The following is a 20,672-nucleotide window of genomic DNA, read 5'->3' as shown; positions in this document are numbered from 1 at the left end:
ATCCACTTTCAACAACCGATGGGGTCAGATCCGTTTTTCTTTGGAAAACGGATCTGACCCCAACCATTTCAGATGGCCGGCAACACGCTGGACGCCAGCGCCGACAACAGCGACGATGGAGCCTGGTTCTTCTGGCTGGCCCTGCATGGCGCAACGCATCCTTGAACCCGGTGAGATCGAGACGCTCGCCTCGCGCGATGTGCCGCGCATCATCCTGCCTGATACCGAGTCACTGTTTGCTACGCGCGCGGCACGCCTGCGCAGCCTCGCCGCGCACAGTGCCATCGGCGGCTACCTGCAGCTGCTGGCGGCGCTGGCCGATGCACAGCAGGCGCTGCTGGAGGATCTGACACCGCAGCAACGCGAGGACCTGCAGGCACAGGCGCGTGCACAGCAGTCGAGCGCGGCGGCCGGCGCCGGCATGCCATTGCGGCCGGCCAACTCGCTGCAACTGGATGGGCGCTGGCGCGACTGGCTGCGCACGCTGTGCCAGCACTGTGCCGACGAAACGGGCCTACCGGTGGAAACCCGGCAGGAGCTGCAACGCGTCGCGGCTGCTGATGATGCGTGGCTGGATGCACAGGCGCATGCGGTGCTGGAACGCGATGACGCGCCCTCGGTCGACGCCGTCGCTGCGCTGCTGGTGATGAACGCGCTGCAGGTGTACTGGGCGGTGCTCGCCGCCAGCTTCCATCCGACCGACCTGAAGCCGCTGGCCGATGCACCAGGGCTGTGCCCGCTCTGTGGCACGCTGCCGGTGGCCAGCGTGGTGCAGGCGCGCCCGCCCTACGCCGCCTATCGCTACCTGTCGTGCTCGCTGTGTGCCTGCCAGTGGCATTACGTGCGCGTGCAGTGCAGCCAGTGCGGCGCCGCAGGCAAGGACATTGCCTATCGCGCCCTGGCCGATGTGGACGGTGACCGCGGCGAGGCGGTGCGCGAGAGTGCGGTGCGCGCCGAGACCTGCGACCACTGCCACAGCTATCGCAAGATCCTGTACCTGGAGAAAGATCCGTCACTGGAGCCGGTGGCCGATGACCTCGGCACGCTGGCGCTGGACCTGCTGCTGGCCGAGGAAGGCTATGCGCGCGCCAGCCAGAACCCGCTGCTGTGGCAATCCGACGGCGACTGACCGATGCCACGCACGCACGCCACACCGGCATCGGCCGCCGCCCTGCCTTCGCTGGACCGGCTGCTGCGCCTGCCTGCGTTGTCGGCCATGATCGAACGCCACGGCCGCAGCCGCATCACCCAACTGCTGCGCGCACACCTGCAGGAACTACGCGACCGTATCAGCGCCGCGCAGCTCTCGGCCGAACGCCTCGAACAGGCCATCAACGGCCCGTCGCTGGTCGCGGCGCTCGACGCCGCACTGGCGGCCGATGCACGGCTGGACCTGAAGCCGATGTTCAACCTGACCGGCACCGTGCTGCACACCAACCTGGGCCGCGCGCTGTTGCCCGATGCCGCCGTGCAGGCGGTCACCCGCGCAATGACAGCGCCGGTCGATCTGGAATTCGACATCACCCGCGGCCGCCGCGGCGACCGTGATGCACGGGTGCAGGCGCTGGTCTGCGAACTGACGGGCGCCGAAGCCGCCACCGTGGTCAACAACAATGCGGCGGCGGTCCTGCTGCTGCTCAACAGCCTGGCCAACCGCCGCGAGGTGGTCGTCTCGCGCGGCGAACTGGTGGAGATCGGCGGCGCCTTCCGCATTCCCGATGTGATGCGCAGCGCCGGCGCGCGACTGCTGGAAGTGGGCACCACCAACCGTACCCACCCGGCCGACTTCGCCCATGCCATCGGCGCCCGTACCGCGTTGCTGATGGAAGTGCATGCCAGCAACTACGCGATCACCGGTTTCACCGCCAAGGTCGACACTGCGGCAATGGCTGCGATCGCGCACGAGCACGGCCTGCCGCTGGTGGTGGACCTGGGCAGTGGCAGCCTGTGCGACCTGGCGGCCTTCGGCCTGCCCCACGAGCCCACCGTGCAGGAAGCACTGGCGGCCGGCGCCGATCTGGTTTCGTTCAGTGGCGACAAACTGCTGGGCGGCCCCCAGGCCGGGATCATCGCCGGCCGCGCCGACCTGATCGCGCGGATCAACCGCAACCCGCTCAAGCGGGCGCTGCGCCTGGACAAGATGGGCCTGGCCGCACTGGAAGCCGTGCTGGCCCTGTACCGCGAACCGGAACTGCTGGCACTGCGGCTGCCGACCCTGCGCAGCCTTTCGCGCCTGCGGGATGCCATCGACGAGCAGGCACAACGCCTGCTGCAGCCGATGCGCGCGTCGCTGGCCGCCGACTATGCGTTTGAACGGGCTTCGATGTACAGCCAGATCGGCAGCGGCGCGCAGCCACAGGCGCAGCTGGCCAGCGCCGGACTGCGCGTTACCAGCGCGCGCCGCGGCGGGCTGGATCGCTTGGCCAAGCGCTTGCGCCAGCTGCCGCGGCCGGTGCTGGGCCGCATTGCCGATGACGCGCTTTGGCTGGACCTGCGCTGCCTGGAACCCACCGACGAAGCCACCTTCCTCGCGCAATGGAGCACGCTGCAGGCATGATCGTCGGCACCGCCGGGCATATCGACCATGGCAAGACCAGCCTGGTGCGCGCGCTGACCGGCATCGAAACCGATCGCCTGCAGGAGGAACGCACGCGCGGCATCTCCATCGAGCTGGGCTATGCCTATGTCCCGGTGGAGAACACAGGCGGCGGCAATGCCGAGGCGACGCTGGGCTTCGTCGATGTGCCGGGCCACGAGCGCTTCGTGCATACGATGGTGGCCGGCGCCACCGGCATCGATGTCGCCCTGCTGGTGATCGCCGCCGACGACGGTGTAATGCCGCAGACCCGCGAGCACCTGGCGATCCTGCAGTTGCTGGGCGTGGATCGCGGTGCAGTCGCCCTGACCAAGATCGACCGCGTGGACGCCGCGCGCATCGCCCGGGTCGAGATCGAGATCGCCGCGCTGCTGGCCGGAACGCCGCTGCAGGATTCCCCCGTATTCGCCTGCAACAGCACCGTACCCGACGATGCTGGCATCAACGCGCTGCGTACCCAGCTGCACGCGTGGGCGTCGGACGACGCCAACACGCGCCAGGCCGAACTGCGCGGCGAGCTGTTCCGCATGCCGGTGGACCGCGTGTTCTCGCTGGCCGGCCACGGCACGCTGGTGACCGGCGCAGTGCACGGCGGCATCGCTGCCGTGGGTGAGCATCTGCAGCTGATGCCGGCCGCCACGGACGTGCGCGTACGCAGCATCCACGCGCAGAACCAGGCCAGCGAACACGCCATGGCCGGGCAGCGCTGCGCGTTGAACCTGGCTGCCATCGCCCGCGACGACATCCACCGTGGCGACTGGATCGCCGACCCGCGCGCCCTGCTGGCGACCCGTCGCGTCGACGTGCGCCTGCGGCTTTCCGCACTGGCCACACCGTTGCACGACTGGGCGCCGCTGCACATCCACTGGGGCACGATGCACCGGCAGGCCCATGTGGTGCTGCTGGAGGATGTCGATCATGGCGACGGACAGTTGGTGCAACTGGTGTTCGATGCACCGGTCTGCGCGATGTGCGGTGATCGATTCATCGCCCGTGATTCAGCGGCCATCCGCACGCTGGGTGGTGGCATCGTGCTCGATCCGGACCCACCACAGCGGCGCCGGCGCAGCCCGGCACGGCTCGCCTGGCTGGGCGCACTGGAGCAGCTGGCCACAGGTGCGGGAATCGGCCCACTGTTGCAGCAGGCTTCCTTCGGCATAGCCATGGCCGCCCTGCAACGCTACTGCCGGCGCGCGGCCGACCGGATCGATCTTCCTGCGGGCACGCGGCGCATCGTCACCCGCGAAGACACGGTGGTCATCCTTGCTTCGCACTGGCAGGCGCTTCGCGAACAGGTGATCACGTCGCTGCGCAGCTGGCACGAGCTACGTCCGGACGAGCCCGGTGTTGATAGCAGGCGCCTGCAGCGCAGTACGCTGCCCGCGCTTGCAGCGAGCCTGTGGAATGCCCTGCTGCAGGGCCTGCTGGACGACGGCAGCGTGCAGCGCGTGGGCGCCTGGTGGCGCCTGCCCGGCCATGACCATGCGCCACCGGAACGCGAACGACTTCTGCTCGAACGCGTGCTGCCGCAACTGCACGCCGGTCGCTTCGATCCACCGTGGGTGCGCACGCTGGCCACCGACGCCGGTCTGGCCGAAGACGAGGTCCGCGCCGTCCTGCGCCGCGCCACCGCGCGTGGCGAACTGTTCCAGGTAGTGCCGGACCTGTTCTATGCACCGGCCCGCATTGCCGAGCTGGCCGCGATCGTCGCGCAGCTGTCGCAGGCCACCGGCACGGTGGATGCGGCCACCTTCCGCGATGCCATCGGCCTGGGCCGCAAGCGCAGCATCCAGATCTTGGAGTTCTTCAACCGCGTTGGCTACACTCGACGCGTCGGTGACCAGCATCGGCCGCGCGGCGACCTGCAGTGGAACGCAGCCCGCGAATGAGCCCACCGGTGCCGCCGTACTTTCGGAAGGCATGCGCATCCGGGCATGCGGCTGGGCTTCAAACCCAGTAGGGGGCGTCGATCGTTCCCTGGTAGGTTCGACTCCTGCTGCCTTCCGCCATTGGTGTTTCCGCAGGAGATGTCGGCATGGCCACGCACGCGCAGTCCCCCGCCCCTTCAACGGCCGATGCCCCGCAACGACTGACTTCGCTGGCACACGGCGGCGGCTGCGGCTGCAAGATCGCGCCGGGCGCGCTGTCCGAACTGCTGCGGGGCGTGCCAGCGCTTCCGGCACCGGCCGAACTGCTGGTCGGCCGCGAGACCAGCGACGACGCCGCGGTGTACCGCCTCGATGACCGCAAGGCAATCGTCGCCACCACCGATTTCTTCATGCCGATTGTCGACGACCCGTTCGACTTCGGCCGCATCGCCGCCACCAACGCGCTGTCGGACCTGTACGCGATGGGGGCACGACCATTGTTCGCGCTGGCCATCGTCGGCATGCCGATCAACACGCTGCCGCAGGAAACCATCCGCGGCATCCTGCAGGGCGGCGAGCGTGCCTGCGCCGATGCCGGCATCGTGGTCGCTGGAGGCCACAGCATCGATTCGGTGGAACCCATCTATGGCCTGGCCGCGATCGGCGTGCTCGACCCGCAGCGGCTCAAGCGCAATGCTGATGCCCGCGCCGGCGATGTACTGGTGCTGGGCAAGCCGTTGGGCGTGGGCGTGTATTCGTCGGCGCTGAAGAAAGAAGTGCTGGACGCCGACGGCTACCAGCAGATGATCGCGTCGACCACCCACCTGAACACCGTGGGCGTGGCCCTGGCCGCGCTGGACGGTGTGCACGCGATGACCGATGTCACCGGTTTCGGCCTGCTCGGCCACCTGCTGGAAGTGTGTCGCGCCAGTGGTGTCGCTGCGGAGGTGGACAGCGCACAGGTGCCGCTGCTGCCTCAGGCCCTGGAGCTGCTGCAGCGCGGCTGCTTGACCGGCGCGTCCAACCGCAACTGGGCCTCGTATGGTGCGGAGGTGCGTTTCGCCGATGGGTTGCCGGCACACTGGCAGCCGCTGCTGACCGACCCACAGACCAGCGGTGGGCTGCTGGTGTCCTGCGCCCCGGAAGCGGTGGCCGCGGTGCTGGCCTGCTTCCACGACGCAGGGTTCGGCCAGGCAGCCGTCGTGGGGCGATTGAGCGCGGGCCTGCCGGGTGTCAGCGTCCGCTGAGACGCTGTAATGAGAAGGGCGCCCGAAGGCGCCCCGGCTGTAATGCTGGATGCAACATCACTCGATGTTCTGCACCTGTTCGCGGATCTGGTCGATCAGCACCTTCAGCTCCACCGCGGCATTGGACGTACGGCTGTCCACCGACTTCGAGCCCAGCGTATTGGCTTCGCGGTTGAACTCCTGCAGCAGGAAGTCCAGGCGACGACCGACCGGCTCGCGCTGCTTGAGCACGCGGCGGATCTCGACAATGTGGCTGCCAAGGCGATCCAGCTCCTCATCCACGTCCAGCTTCTGCAGCCAGAGCACCAGTTCCTGCTCGGCGCGGCCGGGATCGACCGGGTGCGGCAGGTCGGCCAGGCGTGCAGCCAGCTTGGCGCGCTGGCCGTCGCGAATGGCCGGAATCAGCGTGCGCACTTCAGTCGCGATGCGTTCGATGCCGTCCACGCGCTCGCTGATGGCGGCCGACAACTTGCCGCCTTCGCGCTCACGGGCCTCGACGAAGCCGTCCAGCACCTGGTCCAGCAGGGCCAGTGCCTCGGCCTGCAGGGCGGCGGCATCGGTGGCCTCGCCGCGGGTCACGCCGGGCAGCTGCAGCAGCTCGGTGAAGCTGACCTGCAGATTGGGGAAATCCGAGGTCAGCCGGTGCGCCAGGCGGCCCAGCTGGCCCAGCAGGGCCTCGTCCACCTGCAGGTTGGCCGCTGCCTCCGGTGCACGCAGGCGCATCACCAGATCCAGCTTGCCACGGCTCAGGCGCGCGGCGATGCGCTCGCGCAGCTGCGGCTCCAGCGCCCGCAGTTCCTCGGGCAGGCGGGTGCCGACCTCCAGGAAGCGGTGGTTGACCGAGCGCAGCTCGCAGCCCAGCGTGCCCCACGGGGTGACCCGCTCGCCGCCGGCATAGGCGGTCATGCTTCGAATCATGGAATGTGTCCGGTGCGTGCAAAGGGGGAATGGTACCCTAGCGCCCTCACCAGAGCCCCCTTGCCCGCCCCGTGAAGGCCGCGGGCGTGGCGGCGTACTCCCTCGCCATTACGGAACCCGCACCATGTCCGATTCCCGCCCCAGCGGCCGCCAGCCCGACCAGCTCCGCCCGGTCGTCATCCAACGCGGCTTCACCCGCCACGCCGAAGGGTCGGTACTGGTGTGCTTCGGTGAAACCCGTGTGCTGTGCACCGCCAGCGTCGAGAACCGCGTGCCGGGCTTCCTGCGCGGCAAGGGCGAAGGCTGGGTGACTGCCGAGTACGGCATGCTGCCGCGCGCCACCCACACCCGCAGCGACCGCGAAGCAGCCCGTGGCAAGCAGGGCGGTCGCACGCTGGAGATCCAGCGCCTGATCGGCCGCAGCCTGCGTGCCTGCGTGGACCGCAACGCGCTGGGCGAGCGCACCATCACCTTGGACTGCGACGTGCTGCAGGCCGACGGTGGCACCCGCACCGCCGCCATCACCGGCGCCTACGTGGCCCTGGTCGATGCGGTGAACGTGCTGATGAAGCGTGGCGACATCAAGCGCAACCCGATCCTGGGCGCAGTGGCGGCGGTGTCGGTGGGCGTGTACCGCGGCACCCCGGTGCTGGACCTGGACTACGCCGAAGACAGCGACTGCGACACCGACATGAACGTGGTGATGAACGACGGTGGCGGCTTCATCGAACTGCAGGGCACCGCCGAAGGCCACGCCTTCCGTCGCGATGAACTGGACGCGCTGCTGGGCCTGGCCGAAAAGGGCGTGGCCGAGCTGCTGGCCGCGCAGCAGGCGGCGCTGTCGGCATGAACCGGCGCCTTGCCCTGACCACCCTGGTGGTGGCCGACTATGACGAAGCCATTGCCTGGTACACCGGCAAGCTCGGCTTCACGCTGCTGGAAGACATCGACCAGGGCCACAAGCGCTGGGTGGTGGTCGGCCCGACCGACGGCAGCGCCGCCGCTCTGTTGCTGGCCCGTGCCAGCGACGAGGCGCAGCGCAGCCGCATCGGCAACCAGACCGGTGGCCGCGTCGCCTTCTTCCTCAACACCGACGACTTCCACCGCGACCACGCAGCGATGCTTGCCGCGGGCGTCGAGTTCCTGGAAGCGCCGCGCGAAGAACCCTATGCAACGGTCGCGGTGTTCCGCGATCTGTATGGCAACACCTGGGATCTGCTGGAGCCCCGTCAATGAAGAAACTGGTACTGGCCAGCCACAACGCCGGCAAGCTGGTGGAGATGCAGGAGATCCTCGCCGACCTGCCGCTGCAGATCACCTCGGCCGCCGAACTGGGCCTGGGCGACGTGGAAGAGACCGGCCTGACCTTCGTCGAGAATGCGCTGCTGAAGGCACGCGCGGCCTGCGAAGCGACCGGCCTGCCGGCACTGGCCGATGATTCGGGCCTGATCGTCGATGCACTCGGCGGCGCGCCCGGCCTGTACAGCGCGCGCTATGCCGGCCACCCGACCAACGCGGCGGCCAACAACGCCAAGCTGCTGGACGCGATGGCCGACATTCCCGACGGCCAGCGCAGCGCCCGCTTCTATGCGGTGATCGTGCTGCTGCGCCACGCCACCGACCCGCAGCCGTTGATCTGCGAAGGGCGCTGGGAAGGACAGATCATCCGCGAGCTGCGTGGCACGAATGGTTTTGGCTACAACCCGGTATTCCTGGACACCACCCACGGCCTGACCGCCGCGGAAATGGAGCCGGCACTGAAGAATGCCATCAGCCACCGTGCCATCGCCCTGCAGCAGCTCAAGCAGCAGCTGGCGACGCTGTACTGACGCCGCCTGATCGAACCAGGGAAGCCGGCCAGTGGCCGGCACTACCGAAGAAGCCCATGCCGCACGACCACGACCACTGCAACCACCTGCCCGGCGAAGCCTGCTCCGCTGCCCACGACAGCCCGCCGCGGCTGGTGCCGCCACCGCTGTCGCTGTACGTGCACCTGCCGTGGTGCGTGCGCAAGTGCCCGTACTGCGATTTCAACTCGCACCAGGCCAAGGGTGAGCTGCCGTTCGATGGCTACATCGATGCGCTGCTGCGCGATCTCGACCAGGACCTGCCGCTGGTCTGGGGCCGGGTGGTGCACAGCGTGTTCTTCGGCGGCGGTACGCCCAGCCTGTTCCCGCCGGAAGCGATCGACCGTTTCCTGCAGCAGGCCAGCGCACGCCTGCGCTTCGCGCCCAATGCCGAAATCACCCTGGAAACCAACCCGGGCACCGCCGAGCATGGCCGTTTCGACCGCTACCGCGCGGCCGGGGTGAACCGCCTCAGCTTTGGCATCCAGAGTTTCGACGATGCCATGCTCAAGCGCCTGGGCCGCATCCACGACAGTAGCGAAGCCGAGCGCGCGGTGAAGATGGCGCAGGACGCGGGCTACGACAACTTCAACATCGACCTGATGTACGCGCTGCCGGAACAGACCCTGGCCGGTGCCGAGGCCGATCTGGAACGTGCATTTGCACTGCAACCGGCCCATATCTCGCACTACCAGCTGACCCTGGAACCGAATACGGTGTTCTTCGCGCGTCCGCCGCAGGGCATTCCCGATGAAGACAATGCCTGGGACATGCAGGAGCACTGCCAGTCGCTGCTGGCGCAGGCCGGTTTCAGCCAGTACGAAGTCAGCGCCTACGCACGCCCCGGTCGGCAGAGTGCGCACAACCTGAACTACTGGCGCTTCGGTGACTATCTGGGCATCGGTGCCGGCGCGCACGGCAAGATCAGCTCGGGTGCCGAAGAACACGTGCTGCGCCGCTGGAAGCTGAAGCATCCGCAGGCCTACCTGGACAGCGCGGGCACCCCGGCCTCGTTCGGTGGTGACGACGTGATCGCGCCCGAGCGCCTGCCGTTTGAGTACATGCTCAACCTGCTGCGCCTGCACGAAGGTTTCGGCCTGCGCGATTTCGAGTCGCGCACCGGGCTGCCGCGCAGCGTGCTGGACGCGCCCCTGGGCGAGGCCGTGCAGCGCGGCTGGCTGGACGTGGCGGATGGCCACGTACAGCCAACCGAGCTGGGCCGCCGATTCACCAACGATGTGGTGAGCCTGTTCCTGGAGGAATAGACCTTCCCGCCGTTAGCGGGTAGTGCCGGGCGCTGGCCCGCACTCCGGTGGAGACAGCGCTGCCGGCCAGTGACCTGCACCATCGCTCATCCGTCGTCCCCCCCAGCGGACGTGAGACACGTTCACCCTAAAGTAGCGCCGACTGCGGCCGACACGGTAGATTCACAAGATCGATCCGCGGGAATCCGGGTACCGCTCGCCGATGTCAGCTGTCTTTTCCATTACCTCTGCCGACAAAACCCGCCTGGCCGCCAGCGACCTGCCACCGCGGGTGCGTGAGCTGCTGGGCGCGTTGATCGGCCTGTGCCGGCAGACGCTGGCCGCGCCGCTGATCCTGACCGTCGAAGCGTTGGAGCAGACGCTGCTGCACGACGCGGATCGCGCGCGCAATCCGCAGCTGCAGGCGGAGCTGATGGCCCAGCGCGGCCAGTTGCATGCCTTCTCCGGTCATTTCGCTGACCGCATGCTTGATGCCGTGGCCGATGCGCTGATACGGCTGCGCGAACCCACGGCCCACTTCAGCCCCGGTTCCACGCCGCCGCCGCTGCCCGGCATGCTCGGGCTGTCGCTGGTCGATGAGCATGAAGTGGACCGCGACCTGCTGCTGACCGAGATGGTGCGGCGGGAGACGCTGCGTTCGACCAACACGCTGAACCTGCTGGGCCAACGCCTGGGCGTACTGGCGGCAGCACCGGCCTTCGAGGCCGACACCCTGCCGCTGGCACCGCAGGCACTGTGCGCCATGCTGCGCCGGATTGCCGAACAGGATTCGCTCGCTGTCGACGTTCAGCTGGCGCTGTACCGCAGCTTCGAACGCCAGGTGCTGGAGCGCCTGGGCGACATCCTCGACCGTGCCAATGCCCTGTTGGCCCAGCACGGCGTGCTGCCCGGCCTGGTCTACACCCCCTACCTGGCGCGTTCATCGAGCACCCGGCGGATCATCACCCAGTCGGTGGGCGGTGGTCGCACCACGCAGCCGGCAAAGCGTGCCGCCGCGCCACTGACCGGCTGGAACGGATCGGCACCGGCCGGCTCCTGGTCGAGCCTGGTGCAGGACGCTTTCCAGGATGACAGCACGGCCGGCGCGGCCATGCCGGGCCTGACCACCTCCACGGGCAGCGCGCTGCATGCGCTGCTGCAGCAGGCACGCCATGCCAGCGCAGCACCTGCGGATCGCGATGCAGTGCCGAGCGCAGCCGTGGATGCGGTCCTCGCACGCCTGCAGGCGCAGTCCAGCGCCGCCACCGGCGTGGCCGACCTGCAGGCGGCCGTGGTAGCGCAACTGCGCAGCGAGCATGGCATGCAGGCCCAGCTGGGCAGCCACGACCGCGACAGCCTCGACCTGCTGCGCATGCTGATGCAGCAGGTGCAGCAGCAGCAGCGTCCGGACCCGGTGCCGGCCGCCCTGCTGGCGCGCCTGCAGGTACCGCTGGCACGTGCGGCAATGGCCGACCCCGGCTTCTTCGTGCGCGACGAGCACCCCGCGCGCGAACTGCTCAACCAGATTGCCGAAGTCGGCGCCAACTGGCTGGGCGACGATGATGTCGACCCGCAGTTGCTGCAGCGCATGGCACAGAGCGTGCAGGGCCTGCTGGGTCAGGATGCGCGGGCGCCGGAGGCCTTCGCCAGCGCGAACGAGGACGTGCAGCAGCATCAGCGCGCCGCAGCGCATCGCGCCGAGTTGGCCGAACGCCGCCATGTCGAAGCTGCACGCGGCAAGGAGCGGCTGGAACTCGCGCGGCGACAGGCCAGTGCACAGATCGACCAGTGCTGCGACGCGCAGCAGCCGCCCCGCTTCGTGCAGACCCTGCTGCGTCAGGCCTGGGCCGATGCCCTCACCCTGACCCGCCTGCGCCACGGCGACGATTCATCGCAGTGGCAGGAACGCCTGCAGCAGACCCAACGCATCGCCGCCATCACCGCGCAACCCGTTGATGCACCCGGCGGCACCGATGCAACGCTTGCTGCCGAGGTCGAGGCCGCCCTGCTGCAGGTCGGCTACCACGCCGAGGAAGCCGCCGCCGTCGCACGCAGGCTGGCCACGCCTGGCGGCGAGGACGAGAGCACCTCGCGTACCGAACTCAGTGCCCGCCTGAAGGCACGCGCGCGCCTGGGCGAGCACGCCGGTACGGCCGCCGGCACGACGCCCGCGACACCGCGCAGCAGTGCCGAGGAAGCCGCTTACCAGCAGCTGTCCTCCCTGCCCTTCGGCAGCTGGTTCGACATCGACACTGGCGATGGCACACTGCGCCGCCAGCGCCTGTCCTGGTACAGCCTGCTGACCGGCCACGCCCTGCTGGTCAATCCACGCGGGCAGAAGATCGCCGATACCGACCTGGATACGCTGGCCCGGCAGATCAGCGCCGGCCAGGCGCAGCTGGTCACTGAGGACAAGGCCCGGCTGGTTGACCGAGCCTGGGAGGCCAGCCTTGGCGCATTGCGTGCACTGGCGGCCGGCCATACGCAGGAGACCTCCGCATGATCACCCAACCGCCGCAGGACACCCGCCGCGCGCCGCGCCGCCAGGTCTCGGACCTGGTACCGGTCACCGACCAGATGCGCGAAAGCGTGGTGGGCCGGCTCGGCAATATCTCCGAAACCGGCATGCTGATGCTGGCCAGCGCACCGTTGCGCGAGGATGCGCTGTACCAGTTGCGCTTCCCCTTGCCGCTGGGCGACGGCCGCCACCAGGACATCGACGTGGGCGTGCACCTGCTGTGGAGCGAACCTGCACACGCCCCCGGACAGAGCTGGACCGGCTTCCGGTTCCTCACCCTGTCGCGCGAGCATCGGCAGCTGCTGCGCCAGTGGGTGGGCGAAGACAGCGACGAGGGGCCGGTTTCGACGGCCTGAGTGCCGGTTCCAGCACAGCGGTTTTTCCCGGTATGCGGCAGAATCTAGGGCCGTTTTCCGTGTCGAGCCACCGCAATGCTCCAGCAAGACCCCGGCGCCCTGTATTCCGACCACCTGGCCGTGCTGTGCCGACGTGCCGAACAGGCGCTGGCCCGCGGCGGCTTCGATCACCTGGTGGTGCCCAGCGGCACCCTGCACTACCAGGTGTTCGACGATCGCGACTACCCGTACGCGGTCAATCCGCAGTTCAAGGCCTGGCTGCCGCTGACCCGCGTGCCCAACAGCTGGATCGTGTTCACCCCCGGCAAGCGCCCGGCGGTGATCTTCCACCAGCCCTTCGACTACTGGCACGTGGTGCCGGATGCCCCCAGCGGCTGGTGGGTGGAGCACTTCGACATCCACATCATCCGCAAGCCGGAAGACGCGCTGGCGCTGCTGCCGGCCGATCCATCGCGCTGCGCGATCCTCGGCGAGCCGCAGAGCGCGCTGGGCAGCTACGTGCCGAACAACCCGGCGCCGGTGGTGAACTACCTGGAATGGCACCGCGGCAGCAAGACACCGTATGAGATCTCACTGATGCGCGACGCCCAGGTGCTGGGCGTGCGCGGCCACCGCGCTGCCGAGGCCGCATTCCACAATGGCGCCGACGAGTTCAGCATCCACATGGCGTACTGCCAGGCCGTGGGCCAGGATGCCAACGAACTGCCGTACGGCAACATCGTGGCGTTGAACGAACATGCCGCCGTGCTGCACTACACCGAGCTGGGCCGCAAGGCACCGCAACCGCTGCGCAGCTTCCTGATCGATGCCGGCGCCAGTGCCCACGGCTACGCCAGCGACATCACCCGCACCTACGCCGCGCAGGGCCACGACGAATTTGCGGCGATGATCGCCGCCGTCGACGCTGCCCAGCAGCAGATGTGCGCAGCGGTGCGCCCGGGCTTCGACTACAAGCAGCTGCACGTGGACGCACATCTTTCGCTGATGGGCGTACTGAAGGACTTCGGCGTGATCAAGGTCTCGCCGCAAACCGCGCTGGAGACCGGCGTCAGCGCCGCGTTCTTCCCGCATGGTATCGGCCACCTGATCGGCCTGCAGGTGCACGACGTGGCCGGTTTCGCGGCCAGCGACGAAGGCGGCCGCATCGAGCGCCCGGCGGGCCACCCGTACCTGCGCCTGACCCGCGTGCTGGAGCCGGGCATGGTGGTGACCATCGAACCGGGCCTGTACTTCATCGACATGCTGTTGAATGAAGTGAAGGACGCTGGCCACGGTGATGCGATCAACTGGGACCGCGTGGACTTCTTCCGTCCGTATGGCGGCATCCGCATCGAAGACGAAGTGCTGTGCACCGACGGCGAAGCGGACAACCTGACGCGGCCGGCGTTTGCGGCGGCCAACGGCTGAGCCCCTCGTGGTTGGCTGCTTGGAGCAATAGCCGCGCTTGGCGGGGCGGGGTGGGTTCGCGGGGGACGCCGTGAATCCATCCCTGGAGGCTTGGCCGCGGCATCCATGCCGCGGACACCCCCGCGAACCCACCCCGCCCCACCTCTGACAGTTTCCGTGTGCGTCCAACCACGGAAGAAAGAAAGAAAAGCAAAAGCGGGTCGCTTGCTGCGCTCGCTCTGTGTCGACCAAGGTCGACACCTACCAGTAGATCCACGCCATGCGTGGATGATTCATTCGATATCTGACAGATGTGCCGACCAACGATCGGCACCCACCAACAGCCGCGCGAACCTGTCGAAGGTGGGGCACTGTGGGTTTGCGGGGTGTGAGCCGCATGGATGCGGCGACCAAGCCTACAGGGATGTACTTGCGGCGTCCCCGCAAACCCACAGTGCGCCGCCATCCCACGGATAACCCGTTGTTGCTGTTGCTGTTGCTCCAGCTGTTGCCTCTGGGGGTGCAGGGCCGCAAGCCCTGCAGAAAAACACCCTACCCCGCCATCACCGCTTCGATCTCATCGGCGCTGCGCGCCAGGCCTTCGGTCAGCACGCGATGGCCATCATCGGTGATCAGCACATCGTCTTCAGTGCGGATGCCGATACCGCGCCAACGCGGTTCCACCGTCGTGTCGTCCACGCCGATGTACAGCCCCGGCTCGATGGTGAACGCCATGCCAGGCTCCAGCAGACGTGAATCACCGGCGAGGCGGTAATCGCCCACATCGTGCACGTCCAATCCGATCCAGTGGCCGGTCTTGTGCCGGTAGAAGCGCTGGTACAGGCCTTCGGACAGATTTTTTTCCAGCGTGCCCTTCAGCAGGCCCAGGCGCAGCAGGCCCTCGGTCAAGGTCTGCACTGCGGCCAGATGGCCGGCCTCGTAGGGCACGCCCGGCTTGGCCTGGGCCAGCGCCGCCGCCTGCGCTTCACCGACCAGGTCGTGCAGCGCGCGCTGCTCGGCACTGAAGCGGCCGTTCACCGGGAAGGTGCGGGTGATGTCGCTGGCGTAGCCGCGGTACTCGGCACCGGCATCGATCAGCACCAACTCGCCATCGCGCGACCGCGCGTTGTTGTCGCGGTAATGCAGGATGCAGCCGTTGCGGCCGGCACCGACGATGCTGCAATACGCAGGCACCGCATCGCTGGCGCGGAACACGCGTTCCAGCTCGGCCTGCAGTTCATACTCGTGGATGCCGGCCCTGGCGGCCTTCATCGCCGCCAGATGCGCACGCACGCTGATCTGTGCGGCGTGGTGCATCAGTGCCACTTCGGCGCCGGATTTGAACAGGCGCTGCTCGTGCAGCAGGTGGCCCAGCTCCAGGAACTCATGGGGCGGCTGCGCACCGTGGCGTACCTGCGAACGCACGCGGTTGACCCAGCCGATCAGCTTCAGATCGAAGTCGGCGTCGCGGCCGAAGTGGTAGTAGACGCGCGAGCGCCCTTCCAACAGGCCCGGCAGGATGTCGTCCAGATCATCGATCGGGTAGGCATCGTCCATGCCGTACTGCGCTACCGCGCCTTCCTGGCCGGCGCGGCTGCCGTCCCATGCCTCGCGCTCGGCATCGCGCTCGCGGCAGAACAGGATGGCCTCGCCGTGGCGGCGGCCCGGAATCAGCACCAGCACCGCTTCCGGTTCCGGGAAGCCGGTCAGGTACTGGAAATCCGAATCCTGGCGGAACGGATAATGGGTATCGAGGCTGCGCACCTTCTCGGCTGCGGCCGGCAGCACCAGGATCGCGTCCTCGCCAGCCATGTCCATCAGCTGGCGGCGGCGACGCTTGTATTCGCCGGCCGCGATGCCGGTACGCTGCTTGATATCCATCAGTTCAGGCGCTGCCGATGGCGCGCGGCCAGCACCACGTCGCCGTGCAGCAGCAGCACCGCCACGCGGATGAACTCCTCGATCTCCGACAGGGCTTCGTCGTCGTCATCGCCGCCGGCCTCGAAATCCTCACTGGACGCACGCGCCAGGCTGGCCATGTCGGTCAGCGCTTCTTCGCCCTCTTCGGACAGGGCCGGGCGGCGGCCGCCACTGCCCAGGCCGAAGCCGCCCAGGAACGAGCGGGTCCAGCTGAACATGGCATCGGCCTGCGCGGACACGTCGTCGCTGTCGGCGAGCAGCAGTTCGAAGGCGAAGTCACGGTCTTCCAGCTGCTTGATGGTGGCCTGCAGCAGCTGCCCCAGCACGCTGTCGGCGGCCACCGGCGGCAGGGTGTCGTCGGCCAGCACGCGCGCCGGCCAATCGTTGCCGGGGGCGCCGCCGGCGGCCAGCCAGCCGCACAGCGCGCCGTGCAGCTCGGCAGCGGTAGCGCCCAGGCCCAGCGCCTGGCTGGCGCGGGTAACGTCGTCGACGGAGGGAAGTTCGGTCATCGTGCGGCTCGTTCGGAATAAGAAAACCCGGGGTGCGCACGCGCGCGCCCGTGAGACCCCGTAGTGTAGCAACCCTGCAGCATCCTCTCGTGGCCGTCCGGCCTTGCTGCGACAGCGCTTGACCGCCCTCACCCGGCTTGCCTATCGTGCCCGCATGGAACCCGCCGATCCCCTTGCCCAGCTGCAGGACTTTGCCGCCCGCGTGGACGCGTTGCTTGAACGCAACCAGCGTCTGGCCGAGGAGAACCGCAGCCTGCGCCACCAGCAGGAACAGCTGGTGGCCGAGCGCTCGACGCTGTTGGCCAAGAACGAGCAGGCACGCTCGCGGGTGGAAGCGATGATCAGCCGGCTCAAATCCCTGGAGCAGCACACATGAGCGCCGAACCGGTCAGTGTCCGCATCCTCGATCGTGAATACACCGTGGGCGTCGGCGGCGATGAGCGCGACAGCCTGATGGCCGCCGCACGCCTGCTCGATGCGCGCATGCGCGAGATCCGCGGCAGCAACCGCATGGCCGCCGTCGACCGCGTCGCCGTGCTGGCCGCGCTGAACCTGGCCCACGAACTGCAGCTGCTGCGCGACGAGAACGCCCGCCAGGCCGTGGCGCTGCAGCAGACGCTGGCCGACCTGAACCGGCGCCTGGACCGCGCGATCGACGGCGGCGCCTGAAGACCGTGCACAACGCGTCTTCTCATATCTGAATTGGCACGGACTGTTGCCGACGAACGGCCTATCCAGATCCTGCGTGCTGGCTATAATGGCCACGCGTTCTCTGCGGTACTCGACGGCATGTGCAAACATTCGCCTTGTCCCTTAAGAACGACACCGGGAGCGCGACAGCGCCGGGAGTGCAGGTCCGCCTTGTAGCGGGAAGCCCGATGGTTCTCCAGCGTTCCCACTTGAGCCCCCGGGTTCAAGGTCGTTTCGCATGCATCGACATTGCGGAGAATGCAATATTCCAGCAAGGGCGGCGTCTTCGGGCGTCGCCCTTGTTCTTTCCGGCACAATGACGGCTGATCCTTGCCGCTCGCTGCCATGACCGACCCGCGCCAGGCCCTGCGCCACGACCTGCGGCAACGCCGTCGTGACCTTAACGCTGGTGAGCGCATCGCCGCCGCCGAATCGCTTGCCGATGCCCTGCTCGCCCTGCCGTTCGCCCCGCGCGAAGGCGCCGTGGCCGGCTACTGGGCGCTGGATGGCGAAATCGCCCTGCACCGCTGGCAGCTGCAGCTGCCCGAAGGACTCACCTACTGCCTGCCGGTGCTGGCCGGCGACGTGCTGCGCTTCGCACCATGGCGGCCCGGGCAGCCGCTGACCAGCAACCGCTATGGCATCCCCGAGCCGGACGTGGCCGTGGAAGACACCCTGGAACCGGAACGGATGGCGCTGGTCGTGACTCCATTGGTGGGTTTCGACGCACAGTGCCGTCGGCTGGGCATGGGGGGCGGCTGGTATGATCGCAGCTTCGCCTTCCGCCACGACCGGCCGGCGCCGCCCTGGCTGGTCGGTGCTGCGTTCGCGGTGCAGCAGGTCGAGTCCTTGCCGGTGGCGTCGTGGGACGTGCCGGTGGATGCGATCTGCACCGAAGACGGCACCCTGTTCCCCTCCGCTGCCCCCGTGAACGCATGACCGCCCGCAAGCGCTACTGGCTGATGAAGTCCGAACCGGACGCCTTCTCCATCGATGACCTGGCCAAGGTCAAGGTCGAACCCTGGAACGGGGTGCGCAACTACCAGGCGCGCAATTTCATGCGCGATGGCATGCAGGTGGGCGACGGCATCCTGTTCTACCACTCCAACACCAAGGTGCCCGGCATCGTCGGCCTGGCCACCGTCGCCAGCCCAGCCTACCCGGACGACACCCAGTTCGACCCGAAATCCGACTACCACGACCCCAAGAGCACGCGCGAAAACCCGCGCTGGATGCTGGTGGACGTGGCCTTCGACCGCAAGCTCAAGCAGGTGATCGCGCTGGACGAGATCAAGCTGCACGCTGACGAGCTCGGCGAGGGCTTCCCGCTGGTTGCCAAGGGCAATCGCCTGTCGGTGTTCCCGGTGACCGCCGCGCAGTGGAAGCTGCTGCTGTCGCTGGAAAAGAAATCCTGATTCCCCGCCTGAGAGTTCTTCCCATGTCCGAAGCCAAGCGCCTGGCCGCCGAGAAAGCCATCGAGTACGTCGAAGACGGCATGATCGTCGGTGTCGGCACCGGTTCCACCGTGGCCTATTTCATCGATGCCCTGGCCCGCATCCAGCACCGCATCAAGGGAGCCGTGTCCAGCTCCGAGCAGAGCACCGCACGCCTGAAGCAGCACGGCATCGAGGTGATCGAGCTGAACCACAGTGGCAACCTGTCGCTGTACGTCGATGGCGCCGACGAGTGCGACCCGAACAAGTGCCTGATCAAGGGCGGCGGCGCCGCACTGACCCGCGAGAAGATCATTGCCGAGGCCAGCGAGCGCTTCATCTGCATCGTCGACCCGAGCAAGCAGGTGCCGGTGCTGGGCAAGTTCCCGCTGCCGGTGGAAGTGATCCCGATGGCGCGCAGCCTGGTCGCCCGCCAGATCCGCGACATGACCGGCGGCCAGCCGACCTGGCGCGAGGGCGTGGTCACCGACAACGGCAACCAGATCCTGGACATCCACAACCTGCAGATCACCGATCCGGAAAAGCTGGAGCGCGAGCTCAACCAGTTGCCGGGCGTGGTCTGCGTCGGCCTGTTCGCGCGCCGTCGCGCCGATGTGGTGATCGTCGGCGGCGAGCCGCCGGTCGTGCTCTGACCCTTCCGAAGGAGCCTGACGATGTCGCTGTTGCGTTCGCTGCTGATGCTTCCGCTGCTGGCCCTGGCCGGCTGCGCCACCGACGCGGCCCGCCATTGGGTCGAGCTGGACGGCGCCCGCTACCAGGTCGAGCTGGCCACCAACGATGAAACCCGCGCGCGCGGGCTGATGTTCCGCGACCAGATGGCGGCCGACCACGGCATGCTGTTCATCCACGACCGCGAGGAAATGCAGGCGTACTGGATGAAGAACACCAGGATCGCGCTGGACATCCTTTACTTCGACAGCCAGCGCAGGCTGGTCAGCCAGCAGCGCGACGTACCGCCGTGCTCGGCCGGCGACATGTGCCCGCCCTATCCCAGCGGCGGTCCGGCGCGTTATGTACTGGAACTCAACGCCGGCCAGGCCGAGAAGCTGCAGCTCAAGGACGGCACGGAGCTGAAATTCGGTCCGGGCATCGAAAAGTAAACGATGCGGCCGGCCAGCGGCCGGCACGCGCGGTAGTGCCGGCCGCTGGCCGGCAACCCTGCAGGGGTCAGATCCCATTCGCTCGCGAAAGGCATCTGACCCCTGAATTTTTCACGCGATACCGCTTGAAACCGCCTGCGAATGACGCCAGTCTGTGGCCATGCAGGACCGGATCACACTCCCCGACTGGGATGCCCTGGCCGACCTCGAAGACGAGGCGCTGCCACTGTTGCCGACCGCGCTGCTGATCGCGCGCGATGAATACCCCGATCTGCAGCCGTCCACCTACGACGCGCTGATCCAGAGCCATGTCGAGCACCTCCGCTCGGAAGTGGAGAGCATCGACAACAGCCCGCTGAAGATGGCGGCGATCAACCGCCACCTGTTCGACGAGCTGGGCTACAGCGGCGACCACGACGAGTACTACGACCCGCGCAACAGCTACCTCAACCAGGTATTCGAGCGCCGCCTGGGCAATCCGATCTCGCTGGCGCTGGTCCAGATGGAAGTCGCGCGCCGGCTGGGTATTCCGCTCGATGGCGTGTCCTTCCCCGGCCACTTCCTGGTGCGCCTGCCGGTGGACGACGGCGTGCTGGTGATGGACCCGTTCAACGGTGGCCGACCGCTGGACGTGGACGAACTGCGCGAGCGGGCCAAGTCACACCTGGGCGGGCAGATGCCCGACGACCAGGTGCTGGCGCAGATCCTCGACCCGGCGCCCGCGCGCGCGATCCTGATGCGCATGCTGCGCAACCTGCACGGCGTGTATGCCGAAGCCGGCGAGTGGGACCGCGCCGCGCGCAGTGCCGACCGCCTGCTGAAGCTGGCCCCGGAGCAGGACGATGCGCTGCGCGACCGCGGCCTGGCCTACCTGCAGCTGGAGTACCTGGCCGGTGCCCGGCACGATCTGGGCCAGTACCTGAAGCGCAACCCGGAAGCCAGCGATGCGCAGTGGCTGCGCGAGAAGCTGATCGACCTCGGCGGGCCGATGCCGCGGCTGCATTGAGGGAGTCGGTGTG

21 protein-coding genes, 1 tRNA gene and 1 other RNA gene are annotated in these 20,672 nt (G+C 68.1%); 20 read left to right on the top strand and 3 right to left on the bottom strand.

All coding sequences use genetic code 11. From position 1 onward, the window contains the following. Positions 1–145: 145 nt before the first annotated feature. The 5 genes from fdhE to selD all read left to right on the top strand — a co-directional run bounded on the left by fdhE (position 146) and on the right by selD (position 5,711). Positions 146–1,129, top strand: coding sequence for a formate dehydrogenase accessory protein FdhE (fdhE, locus tag AC5P8U_RS06255; RefSeq protein ID WP_088497265.1), 984 nt, complete (start codon positions 146–148; stop codon positions 1,127–1,129). Between the two features lie 3 nt (positions 1,130–1,132). Then, positions 1,133–2,557, top strand: a complete 1,425-nt coding sequence (selA, locus tag AC5P8U_RS06250) for an L-seryl-tRNA(Sec) selenium transferase (RefSeq protein ID WP_088497266.1) — start codon at positions 1,133–1,135, stop codon at positions 2,555–2,557. After that, the gene (selB, locus tag AC5P8U_RS06245) at positions 2,554–4,485 is read left to right on the top strand and encodes a selenocysteine-specific translation elongation factor (RefSeq protein WP_252745101.1); all 1,932 of its coding nucleotides are present in this window, start codon (positions 2,554–2,556) and stop codon (positions 4,483–4,485) included. The genes selA and selB overlap by 4 nt, the downstream gene beginning before the upstream one ends. 24 nt (positions 4,486–4,509) lie before the next feature. After that, positions 4,510–4,605: transfer RNA gene (locus AC5P8U_RS06240), tRNA-Sec, on the top strand. Positions 4,606–4,631: 26 nt separating this feature from the next. Continuing rightward, positions 4,632–5,711 carry a selenide, water dikinase SelD gene (gene selD, locus AC5P8U_RS06235; protein WP_495213981.1) on the top strand — a complete coding sequence of 360 codons (1,080 nt, stop codon included), beginning with the start codon at positions 4,632–4,634 and terminating at the stop codon, positions 5,709–5,711. Between the two features lie 57 nt (positions 5,712–5,768). On the opposite strand, the gene AC5P8U_RS06230 is transcribed toward selD, so the two are convergent. Continuing rightward, entirely contained in the window at positions 5,769–6,629 is an 861-nt protein-coding gene (locus tag AC5P8U_RS06230) for a YicC/YloC family endoribonuclease (RefSeq protein ID WP_072168451.1), read from the bottom strand. A 124-nt stretch (positions 6,630–6,753) separates the two neighbouring features. Here AC5P8U_RS06230 and rph point away from each other — a divergent pair, with 124 nt between their 5' ends. The 7 genes from rph to pepQ all read left to right on the top strand — a co-directional run bounded on the left by rph (position 6,754) and on the right by pepQ (position 14,001). Then, positions 6,754–7,479 carry a ribonuclease PH gene (gene rph, locus AC5P8U_RS06225; RefSeq protein WP_049426699.1) on the top strand — a complete coding sequence of 242 codons (726 nt, stop codon included), beginning with the start codon at positions 6,754–6,756 and terminating at the stop codon, positions 7,477–7,479. Further along, positions 7,476–7,865 (top strand): VOC family protein, encoded by a 390-nt coding sequence (locus tag AC5P8U_RS06220; protein ID WP_061480722.1) that lies wholly within the window; start codon positions 7,476–7,478, stop codon positions 7,863–7,865. Before rph ends, AC5P8U_RS06220 begins: the two co-directional genes overlap by 4 nt. Beyond that, positions 7,862–8,458, top strand: coding sequence for an RdgB/HAM1 family non-canonical purine NTP pyrophosphatase (gene rdgB, locus AC5P8U_RS06215; protein ID WP_005410891.1), 597 nt, complete (start codon positions 7,862–7,864; stop codon positions 8,456–8,458). The genes AC5P8U_RS06220 and rdgB overlap by 4 nt, the downstream gene beginning before the upstream one ends. A gap of 56 nt (positions 8,459–8,514) precedes the next feature. Next, positions 8,515–9,741: a radical SAM family heme chaperone HemW gene (hemW, locus tag AC5P8U_RS06210; RefSeq protein WP_227837605.1), complete on the top strand. Its 1,227-nt coding sequence runs from the start codon at positions 8,515–8,517 to the stop codon at positions 9,739–9,741. A gap of 202 nt (positions 9,742–9,943) precedes the next feature. Further along, the gene (locus tag AC5P8U_RS06205; RefSeq protein ID WP_072168448.1) at positions 9,944–12,223 is read left to right on the top strand and encodes a DUF1631 family protein; all 2,280 of its coding nucleotides are present in this window, start codon (positions 9,944–9,946) and stop codon (positions 12,221–12,223) included. Further along, on the top strand, positions 12,220–12,594 hold the full coding sequence (locus AC5P8U_RS06200) for a PilZ domain-containing protein (protein WP_005418979.1): 375 nt from the start codon (positions 12,220–12,222) through the stop codon (positions 12,592–12,594). The genes AC5P8U_RS06205 and AC5P8U_RS06200 overlap by 4 nt, the downstream gene beginning before the upstream one ends. 75 nt (positions 12,595–12,669) lie before the next feature. After that, positions 12,670–14,001: a Xaa-Pro dipeptidase gene (gene pepQ / locus AC5P8U_RS06195; protein WP_495213978.1), complete on the top strand. Its 1,332-nt coding sequence runs from the start codon at positions 12,670–12,672 to the stop codon at positions 13,999–14,001. A 531-nt stretch (positions 14,002–14,532) separates the two neighbouring features. Here pepQ and AC5P8U_RS06190 read toward each other — a convergent pair. Together AC5P8U_RS06190 and AC5P8U_RS06185 are read right to left on the bottom strand one after the other, a co-directional pair. Beyond that, positions 14,533–15,855 (bottom strand): aminopeptidase P N-terminal domain-containing protein, encoded by a 1,323-nt coding sequence (locus tag AC5P8U_RS06190; protein ID WP_088123875.1) that lies wholly within the window; start codon positions 15,853–15,855, stop codon positions 14,533–14,535. Positions 15,856–15,860: 5 nt separating this feature from the next. After that, on the bottom strand, positions 15,861–16,409 hold the full coding sequence (locus AC5P8U_RS06185) for a UPF0149 family protein (protein ID WP_005418994.1): 549 nt from the start codon (positions 16,407–16,409) through the stop codon (positions 15,861–15,863). A gap of 154 nt (positions 16,410–16,563) precedes the next feature. On the opposite strand from AC5P8U_RS06185, the gene AC5P8U_RS06180 reads away from it, so the two are divergent. From AC5P8U_RS06180 to AC5P8U_RS06145, 8 genes are all read left to right on the top strand, one after another. Continuing rightward, a complete protein-coding gene (locus AC5P8U_RS06180; RefSeq protein WP_005418996.1) occupies positions 16,564–16,785 on the top strand; it encodes a TIGR02449 family protein in 222 nt (73 codons plus the stop codon). Next, positions 16,782–17,078: a cell division protein ZapA gene (locus AC5P8U_RS06175; RefSeq protein ID WP_006467013.1), complete on the top strand. Its 297-nt coding sequence runs from the start codon at positions 16,782–16,784 to the stop codon at positions 17,076–17,078. Before AC5P8U_RS06180 ends, AC5P8U_RS06175 begins: the two co-directional genes overlap by 4 nt. 97 nt (positions 17,079–17,175) lie before the next feature. Beyond that, a non-coding RNA gene (ssrS, locus tag AC5P8U_RS06170) (6S RNA) lies at positions 17,176–17,361 on the top strand. An 83-nt stretch (positions 17,362–17,444) separates the two neighbouring features. Next, positions 17,445–18,038, top strand: a complete 594-nt coding sequence (locus AC5P8U_RS06165) for a 5-formyltetrahydrofolate cyclo-ligase (RefSeq protein ID WP_032954483.1) — start codon at positions 17,445–17,447, stop codon at positions 18,036–18,038. Then, positions 18,035–18,514 (top strand): EVE domain-containing protein, encoded by a 480-nt coding sequence (locus AC5P8U_RS06160; RefSeq protein ID WP_005419001.1) that lies wholly within the window; start codon positions 18,035–18,037, stop codon positions 18,512–18,514. The genes AC5P8U_RS06165 and AC5P8U_RS06160 overlap by 4 nt, the downstream gene beginning before the upstream one ends. A 23-nt stretch (positions 18,515–18,537) precedes the next feature. Further along, entirely contained in the window at positions 18,538–19,185 is a 648-nt protein-coding gene (gene rpiA, locus AC5P8U_RS06155; RefSeq protein WP_005419003.1) for a ribose-5-phosphate isomerase RpiA, read from the top strand. Positions 19,186–19,206: 21 nt separating this feature from the next. After that, positions 19,207–19,653 (top strand): DUF192 domain-containing protein, encoded by a 447-nt coding sequence (locus tag AC5P8U_RS06150; RefSeq protein WP_014648292.1) that lies wholly within the window; start codon positions 19,207–19,209, stop codon positions 19,651–19,653. Between the two features lie 160 nt (positions 19,654–19,813). Beyond that, positions 19,814–20,659, top strand: a complete 846-nt coding sequence (locus AC5P8U_RS06145; protein ID WP_005419007.1) for a SirB1 family protein — start codon at positions 19,814–19,816, stop codon at positions 20,657–20,659. Positions 20,660–20,672 lie beyond the last annotated feature (13 nt).

It is taken from the genome of Stenotrophomonas sp. YJH_SMC_81, assembly GCF_059370875.1.
Note: the sequence above shows the minus strand (reverse complement) of the source record. Positions and strands in the feature narration are given on the sequence as shown.

What these genes read in the sequence shown, in the direction of transcription:
- AC5P8U_RS06160 (WP_005419001.1), top strand. Translation starts at nt 18,035, where the DNA reads ATGACCGCCCGCAAGCGCTACTGGCTGATGAAGTCCGAACCGGACGCC.
- hemW (WP_227837605.1), top strand. Translation starts at nt 8,515, where the DNA reads ATGCCGCACGACCACGACCACTGCAACCACCTGCCCGGCGAAGCCTGC.
- AC5P8U_RS06150 (WP_014648292.1), top strand. Translation starts at nt 19,207, where the DNA reads ATGTCGCTGTTGCGTTCGCTGCTGATGCTTCCGCTGCTGGCCCTGGCC.
- rph (WP_049426699.1), top strand. Translation starts at nt 6,754, where the DNA reads ATGTCCGATTCCCGCCCCAGCGGCCGCCAGCCCGACCAGCTCCGCCCG.
- AC5P8U_RS06165 (WP_032954483.1), top strand. Translation starts at nt 17,445, where the DNA reads ATGACCGACCCGCGCCAGGCCCTGCGCCACGACCTGCGGCAACGCCGT.
- selA (WP_088497266.1), top strand. Translation starts at nt 1,133, where the DNA reads ATGCCACGCACGCACGCCACACCGGCATCGGCCGCCGCCCTGCCTTCG.
- AC5P8U_RS06175 (WP_006467013.1), top strand. Translation starts at nt 16,782, where the DNA reads ATGAGCGCCGAACCGGTCAGTGTCCGCATCCTCGATCGTGAATACACC.
- selD (WP_495213981.1), top strand. Translation starts at nt 4,632, where the DNA reads ATGGCCACGCACGCGCAGTCCCCCGCCCCTTCAACGGCCGATGCCCCG.
- rdgB (WP_005410891.1), top strand. Translation starts at nt 7,862, where the DNA reads ATGAAGAAACTGGTACTGGCCAGCCACAACGCCGGCAAGCTGGTGGAG.
- rpiA (WP_005419003.1), top strand. Translation starts at nt 18,538, where the DNA reads ATGTCCGAAGCCAAGCGCCTGGCCGCCGAGAAAGCCATCGAGTACGTC.
- AC5P8U_RS06185 (WP_005418994.1), bottom strand. Translation starts at nt 16,409, where the DNA reads ATGACCGAACTTCCCTCCGTCGACGACGTTACCCGCGCCAGCCAGGCG.
- AC5P8U_RS06180 (WP_005418996.1), top strand. Translation starts at nt 16,564, where the DNA reads ATGGAACCCGCCGATCCCCTTGCCCAGCTGCAGGACTTTGCCGCCCGC.
- fdhE (WP_088497265.1), top strand. Translation starts at nt 146, where the DNA reads ATGGCGCAACGCATCCTTGAACCCGGTGAGATCGAGACGCTCGCCTCG.
- pepQ (WP_495213978.1), top strand. Translation starts at nt 12,670, where the DNA reads ATGCTCCAGCAAGACCCCGGCGCCCTGTATTCCGACCACCTGGCCGTG.
- AC5P8U_RS06145 (WP_005419007.1), top strand. Translation starts at nt 19,814, where the DNA reads ATGCAGGACCGGATCACACTCCCCGACTGGGATGCCCTGGCCGACCTC.
- AC5P8U_RS06200 (WP_005418979.1), top strand. Translation starts at nt 12,220, where the DNA reads ATGATCACCCAACCGCCGCAGGACACCCGCCGCGCGCCGCGCCGCCAG.
- AC5P8U_RS06220 (WP_061480722.1), top strand. Translation starts at nt 7,476, where the DNA reads ATGAACCGGCGCCTTGCCCTGACCACCCTGGTGGTGGCCGACTATGAC.
- AC5P8U_RS06205 (WP_072168448.1), top strand. Translation starts at nt 9,944, where the DNA reads ATGTCAGCTGTCTTTTCCATTACCTCTGCCGACAAAACCCGCCTGGCC.
- selB (WP_252745101.1), top strand. Translation starts at nt 2,554, where the DNA reads ATGATCGTCGGCACCGCCGGGCATATCGACCATGGCAAGACCAGCCTG.
- AC5P8U_RS06230 (WP_072168451.1), bottom strand. Translation starts at nt 6,629, where the DNA reads ATGATTCGAAGCATGACCGCCTATGCCGGCGGCGAGCGGGTCACCCCG.